The following is a 12,890-nucleotide window of genomic DNA, read 5'->3' on the forward strand; positions in this document are numbered from 1 at the left end:
AAGGGGTAATTATTATGGATGGAATGACGATTCAAAATATATTAATATTTGCAACTTTGATTGCAACTATTTTTTTCGCTTCGCGTGCGCAACAGCAGAGTACTAGAGTACTTAATGTAGATATAAATTTTAGAGCATTAGATAGAAGAAAGGCATTATTTCAGAAATTGCAATCTGAATTAAGATTTTTTACTCATGAGCTATCTAGTGATGGTAATTATTATCCTGAACTAAGTGTATCAGAGGAATATGATAGAATTAGTCTTTATGAAGAAGAAAACTTCTCTTCCGTTGATTATTTTGACTTACTTCGTGAGAACGAGAAAATCGACTTATTATTAGTTGAAGCTAGCCTAATTTTTCCTAGTGCAAAAAATGAATTTTACGCTATAAGAAAGCATATTCCTACTATCATAAATTTAACTAATGCAACTTCTTCATCAGAAGCAAAAGAAAATGCAATAATCTTTAAACAACTTCAAAGAAAATGTGACAAAACTGCAAAGCAAGCCTTCCATAAAATGGAGAAATATATGGATATCAGTCAATTTGGAAAGTTAAACTATTATTAGAATCAGTGAGAGGTAATCTTGCCAAGATCAGCACCTACCCTAAAATGATATGGGGTATCTCTAATGGATACTCTCAAGTATTTTTTCATAAGTATTTATTAGCTTCAATTCAAGTTGTGAAGTCTCCTGTAAGTATATAAGATAGGTCAGGTATCACCCTAGGATGAGTTTAAATCACCAAATAGGGAAAGAATATGTTGTTAAGCCTATCCTTACTTCTATATCTGTTTTAGGTCTGCACCTTCTTTAAGCTCCCTGAATAATATTGTCTGGTAATACTAATTTTATTGCAGTGGATCTTAAATTATCTGAATGACCTTCGGAATTCTTACAAAAACTATCGAATTTCATGAATCTATTCTAAGGTAGACTGACTTAGTATCTTTGTGCTCTCTCAACATAGTTAATTTAAATCAGATCTTAATAAAAATACATTTGCTTACATCCTGTCTAGATATGCCTGCTACGTAGATTTCGCTTTTATTTTTATGTTCTAACTTAGATCTCAGCGCGTTATATAGTAATTGAGATTCAGATCTATTTATAATGCCGTCACTAAAGGCAATTAAAAGAATATTGTATGTTTTTTCCTTCTCTTGCTTTTTTGAAATTGTCGATACTATTAGATCGCTTATGCTGTCAATTATATATTTAATATCTTTTGCTATTGTTCGTTCTTGATACATTTCACGGCCATCATGTAGTCTAATTTTTTTATAATACTCGTTGATAAGGGCTTCTTCTTTGCTCAGTCCAAATGCCTGAGCATACTTAAAATCTTCTTCTCGAGATGTCTTTTTAAGTTCAGGATGTTTGTTATGTAAATCTTTTTTCATATGTTTTTCTTCACTAAACATTTTGCCTATTGCTGACATAGCAACTTGGTTTGATCCTTTTAACGCTGTGTATAGTAGATGTTCTTGCTGACCCTCTGTAGCATAGCTAATTTGAATAGATATACCCACCTCATCTAAGATTGTATTGTAAACTATTGCATCAATACCCTTGGAATCATCTTCACTATGTTTAGAAGAAACTTTTATTTTTGCGTAGTCAGTGTTATATAAAAACGCTTTTAATGGTAACAATGTTTTGCCTAACTCAGGAAAATTATGTTTTGGATTTTCCCATCTCAGTTTTGTGACTAGATCTAGATATGAATCTATCAAAGCAATAAATTTGGGAATTTCGTGTTCATCATCATAGATAGTTTCATCTAGTGTTTCGATAGACTGCTTGAGAAATTTTTGGTAATTCTCTTTCTCAACTAACCCAACCAACCGTATGGGGGCCTCTGTGCCATCTTGTATTTTAATAGGAAGTGCCATAACATAACAACCTGTTGGGGGGACCTGGTCTAAATTGGCGACATTTTCAATCAGGATTTTCCCTGCACCTAAAAAGGCTTGATGCACCTTAAAACTATCCTCTGGGCGATCGGATGACAGTGTGTCGATTCCTAACGCATTGACGCCTCGGTCCAGTAGTAATTTTGCGGCTTCTTCAGAAATAGATGGAAACATATAGTTATTATGATACTTTGACGGCTCGTCCCAAAATCTGCTCCATCCAGTATGAATCATCACACACGAACCTTTTGTAATAGATCCATACGTACCTTCAAAATCCATCACGTCTTGTATACTCAGGCTATAACGTTCATGGCATTTATCGGAAATATCAATCATGACACAGGGAAAAACTAAATCATTGACATCAAAGTCATGAATGTTCAGTCCGCCAGAAATACAGTGGCTCGGTGCGTCCATATGGGTGCCAATCCCTGCGTGCATACTTAGTTTCATGACGCGAAATTTATCGTCGCCTTTGCAATCGGCATAATCGAGGTGTAGATCATGATTAAACCCACAATGGCCATTCCAAGTGGGGATGTTACTATTGAGTGTATGTGTTAAATCTATAAGTTTATATGGGAATACCATTTTAAAAAGGAGTCTAGGTGATTTAGGGATTATTTTTATGATTGTAACATGGCTATACCTTGAGTACTATAATTTTTACCCCTTGCGTTTCTAGCAAAATAACCTTCAATAATTATCATGGGGATAAACATGAATTACTCGTTACCTAAAACACTCTTTTCATTTATATGGCATTTTCTAAAGCCACATAAATTTATTGTTGCCATTAGTGTATTGTGTAGTATAGCCGCCGGTTTTTGGGGCCCATTTAATAACATACTTATCAAAGAAGTAATTAATTTACTTCCGTCTGTAACAAACGGGGATATTTCAATCTTAATCATCCCTACAAGCTTAGTCGTTTTGAATTTTGTCATTTTTGATAATGTGACTTGGCGAAGCATTAACTATGTTTGGGCAAAATTTGTTCCGGTCATACAGAATAAAATTATCGCGCAAATGTTGGATCATGCGTTATCGCATTCTCATGAGTTCTATCAAACTCGATTGTCCGGTAAACTTTCCAAGCAAATTACCAATTTAGTTGATGGGATTACTCAAATTATAACATTTAGTTCAGCAAATTTCTTGCGTGGAACCTCTTTGTTAGTTATGGCCTTTATTGCTGCTTATTTTGTTAATCCAATATTTTGCCTTATACTTGTTGCTTGGTTTATGTTTTTTGCGGTGTTTAGCATATTTATGTCCAAAAGACTGGTCATATTGTCTGATAAACTATCTGAGAATGAATCCGTCGTTGTCGGTGAACTGGTTGATTCACTCTCGAACCATAATAATGTTCGGATTTTTTCACGCAAATCTTTTGAGAATGTGCGACTACTCCCTTTTTTGGGGCGACAGCAACAAGCCTATACGCAGACTTATTTATACTCGATGGTTCTTGCCTGTATTCAAGGCGGTCTCATTGCCGTTATGATGGGTTTTTCAACCTTCTTCTTAGTTCGTTTTTATGGAAAAGGGCTGATCACAGTCGGTGATTTTGCCTTGATCTTAGGGCTTTCGATGGAAACAGGCCATATGATGTGGTTTACGATGTCGCAAGTTGATGAATTTAATCAGGCTGTCGGTCGGTGTAAACAGAGCTTACTGTCTCTCATGCTGCCGCTGGAGATACAGGATAAACCAAACGCCAGAGATTTAATTTGTACTGAGGGCAGAATTACTTTCGATAAGGTCAAATTTCATTACAAACCGTCTTCGCACGAGGCTTCGGCGTGTTCCGGAACGGATCCGCTTTTTCAAAACAAATCTATTGAGATCCCGGCAGGACAAAAAGTAGGTCTGGTTGGCTATTCAGGCGGTGGGAAATCCACATTCGTCAATTTAATCCTGCGGCTTTACGATGTGACAGATGGGGCTATTTTGATTGATGGTCAGGATATTCGTGATGTTACTCAAGATAGTTTGAGAGAGAATATCGGTATGATTCCGCAAGACCCATCGCTATTTCATAGAAGTTTGATGGAAAACATACGGTATGGCCGTATTGATGCAACAGATGAGGACGTTATTGACGCGGCTAAAAAAGCCCATGCCCATGAATTTATCGAAAAATTGCCGCAAGGTTATGGTTCACTGGTTGGAGAACGAGGGGTTAAACTTTCGGGTGGACAACGCCAACGGATTGCTATTGCTCGTGCTATTTTAAAAAATGCGCCCATTCTTATCCTGGATGAGGCAACATCACAGCTAGATTCAGTTACGGAAAATCTAATCCAGCGGTCTTTATTGCAATTAATGAATAGTCATAACAAGGCTTTAGGTAAGGACGGAAAAACGACGCTCGTCATTGCCCACCGGTTGTCGACTCTTTTACATATGGATCGTATTTTGGTTTTTGATAAAGGAAAGATTGTGGAAGATGGCACTCACACCGAACTTCTTGGCCATGGCGGGCTTTATAGAAACCTGTGGGATGCACAAGTTGGTGGTTTTTTGGGGGATAAATTATGAAAACTTTACTTGATGTCCAATTTACATCATCTCCAGACATGGCAGATATTGATTTTCTAACAGAAAAAATCAACCAAGAAACACCTGACTTTGATGATGCTTTTGGTTTTGCATTCTTTATGCGGGATGATCAGAATCAAATTATTGCTGGTTGTAATGGGAGTGTGATTTTTGGCAGCATTTACACGGATCAATTATGGGTAGATCCTGATTTTCGGAAAAAAGGACTCGGTCAAAAATTGATGAAAGCCGTTCATGATTATGGGCAGAAATTGAAGTGTAATAGCGCAACTGTCTCAACAATGAGTTTTCAAGATGCTGTAATTTTTTATGAGAAGTTAGGATATATCATTGATTTTGAAAGACAGGGTTATACCAAAAACTCAAGCTGTTTATTTTTAAGGAAAAGCTTATGAAAAAGAAAATCGAGGTTGTTCCTTATAACCCCACTTGGTCTAAGGCTTTTGAAGAAGAGACATCTCTTTTAAAACAAGTTCTGGGCGATAATTGTTTGGCCGTTCATCATGTTGGTTCAACATCTGTGCCAGCGTTGAGCGCTAAACCTAAGATTGATATTATTGCTGTCGTTAAAGATGGTGATGTATCGATCAAACCTCTTGAACAGCATGGTTATACTTATAAGGGAGAGTGGAATATCCCGTGCCAGTATGGCTTTACAAAACGCAGTGATTATAGTGTCAATTTGCATGTTTTTGAAGAGAACCACGCAGAGATTGATTTAAATCTGATGTTTAGGGATTATCTGCGATCCCATCCTCAAACACGTGATGATTATGCTCGTCTCAAGCAAGATCTTTTACAAGATGAGACATCATTTATCCGAGAGAATTCTCGTTTTCCCAACTATACGTTGCGTAAAGGGGATTTTATTCGGGATGTTTTAAAGAAAGCAGGTTTTAATCGATTGCGGATTATAAAATGTAATGACCAGATAGAGTGGGGAGCTGCTCAATATTTCCGTGATACTTACTTCTTTGGCCCTCATGGGATAGATGATCCTTATACGTGGACGTTTAATCATGAAGAACATGGGCATGTTGTCTTATATCAAGGGACAGAGATTATAGGATATGCGCATATCCAGTTTTGGCAAGAATCGCGGGCTGCCATAAGGATCATTGCTGTTGACGAGGCGTATCAGAACAAAGGTATAGGGAGCCATTTTTTAATATTAATTGAGAAATGGTTGAAAAAACTTGGTATTAAGAGTGTTCATGCCGAATCTCGAGCAACAAGCTTAGGACTTTACCTTAAAAACGGTTATACAGAAATGCCATTTGCTGATCCTGATGGATATGAATCTGATTCTCATGATATTCCTGTCGGTAAAATGTTGTGAATCCTTTCATCCGATGATTCTCTTTCAGTCAGCCTAGAATCACAATCGACAATCCTGTGCAATCTTGTTGCCAACATTTCGACTGTATTAGTTTGTTTGGGGATAGAATAGATAGGATTTATTGTGGTAAATAATATCTATATAGTCACGATGGTTTTATAGTTAGCTTTAATTAATGTCTCAATTTTTATTTTTTTGTGTCGTATTGTTCTTTCAGATTACTTTTTCTTATGAGGGGGAATCTGCTCCATCGAGACTCAAAAGAATAGCGATTATTGATACAGGTTTTGCAGTTAATCACCCGAAATTAGATGCTGTTATTGATCGGAGTGCGGGATTCTATGCAGTTGCTCCCTATGACAGTCATCAAAACTATGCCGATCGTTTAGATGAACCTTTAATCGCATCAACAGGTCGGTCTAACTTTCATGGGACCCATGTTTCTGGAATTGCCGCTCAATATTTCGGTAAATTTCAGGGGGGTGTTGTACGATCTATTGTTCCTGTAAAAGTTAGCAATGAGTCTGATCGTCGATTGGATTTTATGTATGCCTTAAATTATGTACGTAGTCTTTCAGATATCGCTGTTGTGAATTTGTCATGGGGTTTTGGGGGCAGGCAACATAGGAAGCCTATCCATAAACTCATTGAAAAAGCAATGTTAGACGTGATGGCTTCTGGTAAGATTATTGTATTGTCTTCTGGGAATACCGGGAACTGTTACTCGAGTGATTCCTATACAAAGAGTGTTATTAGCTTAGCAAAAAAAGCAAAGGGTAGGCTGATTGTCGTCGGGGCTTATAGTGTGCATTGTGAATATGGTACAAGTTTAGCACCATTTTCCGCGTATGCAGATGAAAAGATTGCTCCATACTTTATTACGGCTCCTGGAGATGATATTTCATCCTATGTCCCAACATCGCTGCAACCAGATGGGGATGGTATATGTTCGGGGACATCTATGGCGGCTCCGGCTGTATCTGGTCTTATCGCGAGAATTGCAACTGATTTTCCATTGCTAACTGTTGATGAAATTTCCCAACTCGTCAGGGAATCTTGTGATAAAATTGTGGGCCTCAATGGAGACGTTCTGATTAAATATGGATGCGGTATCTTAGACACGGATTTTACCTATCGAGTTTGTGCTTATCGATATTTACAAAAATGGTTTCATCATAAACATGAGGCTGAATATCTAAGGTTTGTCAGGTTTCGTGATCATATTGGTTTTGTCTTGTCCGGTATGGCGTCAAATCTTCAGAAAAATCAGTGGGGAATTGGTTGCTATTTAACTATGAGATATTTAAATTGGCTTGTGGCGTATAGTTATTATTTGATGTCTTATAATCAAGATTTAGAAAATAAAAAGGTGTATTTACTCAAGGGTTTTTATTATTCAGCAGAATGATGGAGGTTTTTACTTAGATCGTTTGTCTCAAATCTATGTATAGCCTCAAATAAATATCATTTAAGTATTGGTATTAATCTATTTTGATCTCTATATACTATAGTGCGATGTTAGTTTATAAACAATAAGATGGTAAAAATGTTTAATCATTATTTCAGTTTTTTCTTAATTCTATGTATATTGACCACAACTGCTTTTTCTGCGGATCATGACTACGAAATTCCTGAGAAAAATGCTTTAGTTACTCGTCTTTTGGGGCATAGGCGTATGCCGACAGAGGTCAGGGAACAAATTCAACAAGATTCAAAGAATCTTGCTTCCAAACAAATAACAGAGATACAAGCTCGGGTTGATGATGTTATCAGTAGAGCTATAGATTTAAAACATAACTTAGATGAAATGAGGGATGATCAATTAAATCTTGAAAACTTGTATCCCTATGATGAAACAATTCATGCTTTAACAGCATGCTATATTGCTTTAGTTGATGTTATGCAGCTCAATAATCAATCTCAAGATAAGAGAAAGATATCTACTATTCTGAATTTAATTGCGCAATATACCTATTTAAGCCAAGAACATGAGTATAGACTATTTGATGCTTTTTTTATGACGGATAACGGTTTAGATCATGAAAAATGTCGACAGGTATGGCTTGATCATAATCCGAGTGCAATTTCTATTTTGTTTGAGGGAGCTGAGTCATATGACGAATTTACGAAAAGGCTTTTTGGTGTACCAATTGATAATTTTGTTGCTTTAATTCGAAAGAAGAGTGACCCAGATAAAGAGCCAACCCTTCAGCAAGGGTGGAAGTTGCACGTTTCCGCAAAATCAGATTCAGCCTTAAAAGTGGCAACTATCGTTTTACCGTTATTAGCACAACATAACTTTGCGCATAAAATTATTGGTTCTAACGCATTCCTAGAGCGTTTAAATAAGGATGTAACGCAACAGGGAAAATTTATAACTATTTATCCTGAAAGCGATGTGCAGGCATTACAGATCGCCATTCTTCTTGATGAGAAATTATCTTCCCCTGATTTAACGCCAGAGCATTTTATTCGTGTGCCTGGTGAACTTCAGCTTGGAAAAACAGGAGGATTGAGTGCTCGATATGGTGCTTTTGCCGGGCATTTAATTGCTGTATTGGATGATAATGGTGAGCCTATTATGGAAAATGGTCAAACAAAAATGACCCTAGATGAACGGGGGGCTGCTTATAAACCAGATTTTATTAAACAGCATCCTTTTGGTAAGTTGGTTGAACCACGTTTGGTGCGTCGTGATGCTCAGAGGCAAATTGTATCACCGAGCTCATCAAAAAACAGCTAGATTTGTTGCTGTGTTTATGGTTGCATGGGGTAAAAAGGGTTAGTTTAAATGTTTCTTGCATTTTATCAGAGTCTTGCCACTTTAGCGACTGTCAACCTGATTGCTTTAATCAGTCCTGGGCCTGATTTTGCTGTCGTGCTAAAAAATAGTCTTTTATACTCTCGCCGAACTGCGCTATTCACAGCGGTTGGCATCGCCTTTGGTGCTATTATTCATGTCATCTATACGTTATTGGGGCTGGGAGTTGTTCTTGATGACTACCCCTGGGTTCTTGATGTTATAAAATATTTAGGGGCGGCCTATTTGATTTATTTAGGAGTCAAAGGGCTTATGGCTAAAAAGGAGGGACTTGAGCTGGGAAGCTTGCGCCACCGTAAAGATATTGGGGGGCGCCAAGGGTTTTCTAACGGTGTTTTGACAAACCTCTTAAATCCAAAATGTGCCATGTTTTTTATCAGTTTATTTGCTGTGGCAATATCTTCTGATGTGCCTGTTCCTATTATGATATCGTATATTGCAATTGTTTTTGTTGAAACTGTGCTGTGGTTTAGTATCGTGGCGTTTGTTCTTACAGCAAAATCAACGCGCGAAAAGTTTGCCTCTCAAGCCCATTGGATTAGTCGATTATGTGGTCTCATTCTTTTGGGATTAGGGGTGAGATTTATCTTTATGTAATCCCGTTTATTCATACTTTTTTAATCTAAACAAAAGAATTTATTAAATATTTTCGTATTATTTTAGTAATCATGTATTCTATAAATAAGAACGAGAGGTATGATATGAAAGTTGCTGTTGTTACAGGTGGAACTAGGGGGATTGGTGCTGCAATTTCCATTGCTTTGAAAGAAAGCGGATATACTGTTGTTGCAAACTATGGTGGTAACGATGATGTTGCTAATAAATTTGCTGCTGACCACTCTATTGACGTTATGAAATGGGATGTGGGGAGTTATGAGGTCTGTCAGAAAAATATTGCAGACATCGAAAAAAAATATGGTCGCATTGATGTTTTGGTCAATAATGCCGGAATTACCCGTGATAGCTTTTTGCATAAGTCCACACCTGATATGTGGAATGCTGTGATTGCCACCAACCTGACGTCCTGTTATAATATGGCGCATTGTGTGATTAACGGGATGCGGGACCGTGGATTTGGGCGAATCATTAGCATTTCATCCATTAATGGCCAAAAAGGGCAGATCGGCCAAGTTAATTATTCAGCGGCAAAAGCGGGTGTTATTGGATTTACTAAAGCGCTTGCTCTTGAATGTGCCAATAAAGGAATAACAGTTAATGCTATTGCCCCGGGATATATCGATACTGATATGGTGCGTGCCGTTCCTGAAAATGTCCTTGAAAGTATTATTGCTCAGATCCCTGTGCGCCGTCTTGGTAAGGCCGAGGAGATTGCTAATGCTGTGGTTTTTCTTGCCTGTGAGAAATCCGGGTTTATCACTGGAACAACCTTATCTGCCAATGGTGGTCAGTATATGGCCTAGATTGGTTTTTTATAGCCATTCTAATTGGAATGGCTATAGTTGTTCTAAGATTTCATCGGATAAAAATGTGCGTCTTTTATCTTCAGATTTTAATCCTAGTATAGATGATCTGAGAGCCGTAGAGTAAAATTGACGTTTTCCCCTTACTAATTCATCATGAGGCGTTTGCAGAATAGTCATTTGCATTTTAAGTGCAATGAACGATTTTAATTGGGGCGTCATCCACGAGCTGTTTATGAGCTGAATGAATTGAGTCAATTTATCCGGAGTTGTGGCGAGTTGTGACAGACTGCGAATAAAACTGACACGCAGATGCGGAGCTATATCTGCTATTGTTGATATTAATTGATCCCTGACAGTTGTCTTGTTTTTTGAATACTTCAAGAGTGTCTTTATTTGTTCGAATAGATCCCACTCTCTAAAGGAGAGGATATCATTTCCTAAAATCATTTTCATGATTTTGAGTCGTGATTTAAGCATAATGTCTGTGCGTTCAACACAGGGTGCCGTCACCATCATCAGGATGTAGTCTATATCATCTGGGTTTGGGTGAGTTTTGCCCAGCCCGATGAGACGCCATGCTTTAGTCGCTGCGAGATCTAGGGTTAATGCTGTTTCTAGTAAGATGTCCGATGGAATTGTCCGGAATCGAGATAGGGTTGATTGAAGGCCGTTTTGGAAGAGTAATACTGTTAATCGTGCAATCGGAAAAGGAAGTATGTTTGCAAAAGAAAATCCTGTGGTTTCGACCATTATATCATTTTCAACAATTGAAACCGATGGCTCTAATTGCCATGGGGTTTGTATATAGAGATATTCTATATTAGGGAAATGGGGGAAGATTTGTGACGGATTGAACGATTGGCTTGTTGTGGTAATCGATAAGCTATGAATGCTTGGGTATTCTCCCCATGATTCTAGAGTTTGAGGAAGAGTGTCTCCGATAATTTGAACAGCCTGATAAACGGATGGTATAATAAGATTGCCATTGGTTGGTCTGATTGATATGGGGGTGACCGGCCCGAGCAATAACGTATCAGAGGCGATGATGTGAAAGGTTTTGCATACGGTTTTTAGTCCGACTTGATCTCCTTTATCAAGATAGCTAAAAATTTTGACAAAGAGCTCGCTTGGAATAATATCAGTACAATTAAGCTGATAGGTATTTTGATGTTCTTGGGACGATAAAGGGCTAAGAGTAGCAGCTAAGATTATTAAAGAAAGTAGATGTTTCATTATAATAATCTCATTTGTTATTTATAATATAATTATAAATATTTTTGTAATAAACTTACAAGCATTTAACTTAAATTTTTTCTGTTTGCTATTCAGTAAGAGACCAGAATTAGAATGTTATCCTCATTCTATTTGACTCTCCGATAGCGTTACTGTGGTGCTCATGTACTAAGTATACACTTCGCTTTTTGTGTTAATCAGTTTATTTTTTTTTGTCGTCATAAGGGTTTTTACCACCGCGAACAAAAATACGAATTGGTACGCCATCTAACTTAAAATCTTTTCGTAAATTATTGATCAGATAACGAGAATAACTGTCTGGTAATTGACTAGCCTGAGATGCAAAAACAGCAAAAGTTGGTGGGCGTGTTTTTGCTTGAGTCATGTATTTCAGACGGATTCGGCGACCGTTAACAGCAGGGGCAGGGTGGTTTTCAACAACAAAGCTCAGCCACTTATTAAGCTGTCCTGTAGAGATGCGTCGATTCCAGTTTGAATACATCAACATGACTGCTTCCATTAATTTATCTAACCCTCGGCCATGTTGAGCTGAAATTGGGATACATGGGATACCCCGTACCTGAGTCAGTTGATTGTCTAGTTTTTCTTGAATAGACTTTAATAGTCCTGATTTATCCTCAACTTTATCCCATTTGTTAAGGGCTAAGACTAAGGCACGACCTTCGTTGACAATGTCGTAAGCAATGGTGAGGTCTTGTTTTTCAAAAGGACATGTTGAGTCAACAACAAGAACGACAACTTCAGCAAAATTAATCGATCGTTGTGTATCCATAACGGCAAGTTTTTCTGATGAGTGGTCAACTCTACTGCGACGACGCATGCCGGCTGTATCAATCAAATCGATGGGAGTATCCTTATAGGACCATTGGATTGTAATTGCATCGCGTGTTACGCCTGGCATGTCTGCTGTTAAAAGGCGGTCTTCACCAATCAAGCGGTTGATTAATGTTGATTTTCCGGCGTTAGGGCGACCTGCAATCGCTAATTTCATAGGACGATCTGTAGCAGCAACGTCGTCTCCAGTTTTATCAAAGTCAGAAAAATACGGTGCCATTGTTTCGTACAGATCATAAAGACCTTCGCCATGTTCTGCAGAGATCGCAATAACCTCACCAAGGGCTAGTCCCATGGCTTCGGCGTATCCTGCTTCTCCGTTGCGTCCTTCACATTTATTGGCAAGCACGATAATTGGTTTTTCTTGGCGGCGCAACATTCCTGCTAGTTCTTGGTCAAATGGAGTGATCCCTTCACGAGCATCAATCACAAAGAGAACGAGATCTGATTCAGCAATCGCTATTTTTGTTTGATCAAACATCCGTTTGGTGAGTTCTGAAGAATCCGGGTCTGCTAATCCAGCTGTATCAACAATTTTGAATTTCAGGTCATACAACTTACCGTCTGTTTCCTTGCGATCTCGAGTCATGCCGGGCATGTCGTGAACAAGGGCTAGGCGTTTTCCTGCAAAACGATTGAAAAGTGTTGATTTTCCAACATTAGGGCGGCCGATGATTGCGATCTTCATGATAATATTAGTGTCTTAATTTGTTTATATTTAAGTGGGGG

Annotated in this window: 11 protein-coding genes; 8 read left to right on the forward strand and 3 right to left on the reverse strand. The window is 38.0% G+C overall.

Annotated features, from left to right (window positions below; translation table 11 throughout):
- The first annotated feature begins 14 nt into the window (after positions 1–14).
- Positions 15–572, forward strand: a complete 558-nt coding sequence (locus KF820_06005) for a hypothetical protein (GenBank protein MBX3457890.1) — start codon at positions 15–17, stop codon at positions 570–572.
- A gap of 413 nt (positions 573–985) precedes the next feature.
- Here the strand turns inward: KF820_06005 and KF820_06010 are convergent, their stop codons facing one another.
- Positions 986–2,515 (reverse strand): cyclase family protein, encoded by a 1,530-nt coding sequence (locus KF820_06010; protein ID MBX3457891.1) that lies wholly within the window; start codon positions 2,513–2,515, stop codon positions 986–988.
- 129 nt (positions 2,516–2,644) lie between these two features.
- Here KF820_06010 and KF820_06015 point away from each other — a divergent pair, with 129 nt between their 5' ends.
- The 7 genes from KF820_06015 (at position 2,645) to phbB (ending at position 10,070) form a co-directional block, all read left to right on the forward strand.
- Positions 2,645–4,468, forward strand: a complete 1,824-nt coding sequence (locus tag KF820_06015) for an ABC transporter ATP-binding protein (GenBank protein ID MBX3457892.1) — start codon at positions 2,645–2,647, stop codon at positions 4,466–4,468.
- Complete coding sequence (locus KF820_06020; protein ID MBX3457893.1) at positions 4,465–4,884, forward strand: GNAT family N-acetyltransferase; 420 nt, start codon at positions 4,465–4,467, stop codon at positions 4,882–4,884. The genes KF820_06015 and KF820_06020 overlap by 4 nt, the downstream gene beginning before the upstream one ends.
- On the forward strand, positions 4,881–5,828 hold the full coding sequence (locus tag KF820_06025) for a GNAT family N-acetyltransferase (GenBank protein MBX3457894.1): 948 nt from the start codon (positions 4,881–4,883) through the stop codon (positions 5,826–5,828). The genes KF820_06020 and KF820_06025 overlap by 4 nt, the downstream gene beginning before the upstream one ends.
- A gap of 175 nt (positions 5,829–6,003) precedes the next feature.
- Positions 6,004–7,236 carry a S8/S53 family peptidase gene (locus KF820_06030; protein ID MBX3457895.1) on the forward strand — a complete coding sequence of 411 codons (1,233 nt, stop codon included), beginning with the start codon at positions 6,004–6,006 and terminating at the stop codon, positions 7,234–7,236.
- Between the two features lie 138 nt (positions 7,237–7,374).
- Entirely contained in the window at positions 7,375–8,571 is a 1,197-nt protein-coding gene (locus KF820_06035; GenBank protein MBX3457896.1) for a hypothetical protein, read from the forward strand.
- A gap of 48 nt (positions 8,572–8,619) precedes the next feature.
- Entirely contained in the window at positions 8,620–9,246 is a 627-nt protein-coding gene (locus KF820_06040) for a LysE family transporter (GenBank protein MBX3457897.1), read from the forward strand.
- A gap of 104 nt (positions 9,247–9,350) precedes the next feature.
- A complete protein-coding gene (gene phbB / locus KF820_06045) occupies positions 9,351–10,070 on the forward strand; it encodes an acetoacetyl-CoA reductase (GenBank protein ID MBX3457898.1) in 720 nt (239 codons plus the stop codon).
- A 33-nt stretch (positions 10,071–10,103) separates the two neighbouring features.
- On the opposite strand, the gene KF820_06050 is transcribed toward phbB, so the two are convergent.
- Together KF820_06050 and der are read right to left on the reverse strand one after the other, a co-directional pair.
- The gene (locus KF820_06050; GenBank protein ID MBX3457899.1) at positions 10,104–11,306 is read right to left on the reverse strand and encodes an F-box protein; all 1,203 of its coding nucleotides are present in this window, start codon (positions 11,304–11,306) and stop codon (positions 10,104–10,106) included.
- Positions 11,307–11,508: 202 nt separating this feature from the next.
- A complete protein-coding gene (gene der / locus KF820_06055) occupies positions 11,509–12,852 on the reverse strand; it encodes a ribosome biogenesis GTPase Der (protein MBX3457900.1) in 1,344 nt (447 codons plus the stop codon).
- Positions 12,853–12,890: the final 38 nt, after the last annotated feature.

It is taken from the genome of Candidatus Paracaedibacteraceae bacterium (genome assembly GCA_019636055.1).
In the GTDB taxonomy this organism is placed as follows: domain Bacteria; phylum Pseudomonadota; class Alphaproteobacteria; order Paracaedibacterales; family Paracaedibacteraceae; genus Paracaedibacter.

What these genes read in the sequence shown, in the direction of transcription:
- KF820_06015 (MBX3457892.1), top strand. Translation starts at nt 2,645, where the DNA reads ATGAATTACTCGTTACCTAAAACACTCTTTTCATTTATATGGCATTTT.
- KF820_06030 (MBX3457895.1), top strand. Translation starts at nt 6,004, where the DNA reads ATGTCTCAATTTTTATTTTTTTGTGTCGTATTGTTCTTTCAGATTACT.
- KF820_06050 (MBX3457899.1), bottom strand. Translation starts at nt 11,306, where the DNA reads ATGAAACATCTACTTTCTTTAATAATCTTAGCTGCTACTCTTAGCCCT.
- KF820_06040 (MBX3457897.1), top strand. Translation starts at nt 8,620, where the DNA reads ATGTTTCTTGCATTTTATCAGAGTCTTGCCACTTTAGCGACTGTCAAC.
- KF820_06025 (MBX3457894.1), top strand. Translation starts at nt 4,881, where the DNA reads ATGAAAAAGAAAATCGAGGTTGTTCCTTATAACCCCACTTGGTCTAAG.
- KF820_06005 (MBX3457890.1), top strand. Translation starts at nt 15, where the DNA reads ATGGATGGAATGACGATTCAAAATATATTAATATTTGCAACTTTGATT.
- phbB (MBX3457898.1), top strand. Translation starts at nt 9,351, where the DNA reads ATGAAAGTTGCTGTTGTTACAGGTGGAACTAGGGGGATTGGTGCTGCA.
- KF820_06010 (MBX3457891.1), bottom strand. Translation starts at nt 2,515, where the DNA reads ATGGTATTCCCATATAAACTTATAGATTTAACACATACACTCAATAGT.
- KF820_06035 (MBX3457896.1), top strand. Translation starts at nt 7,375, where the DNA reads ATGTTTAATCATTATTTCAGTTTTTTCTTAATTCTATGTATATTGACC.
- KF820_06020 (MBX3457893.1), top strand. Translation starts at nt 4,465, where the DNA reads ATGAAAACTTTACTTGATGTCCAATTTACATCATCTCCAGACATGGCA.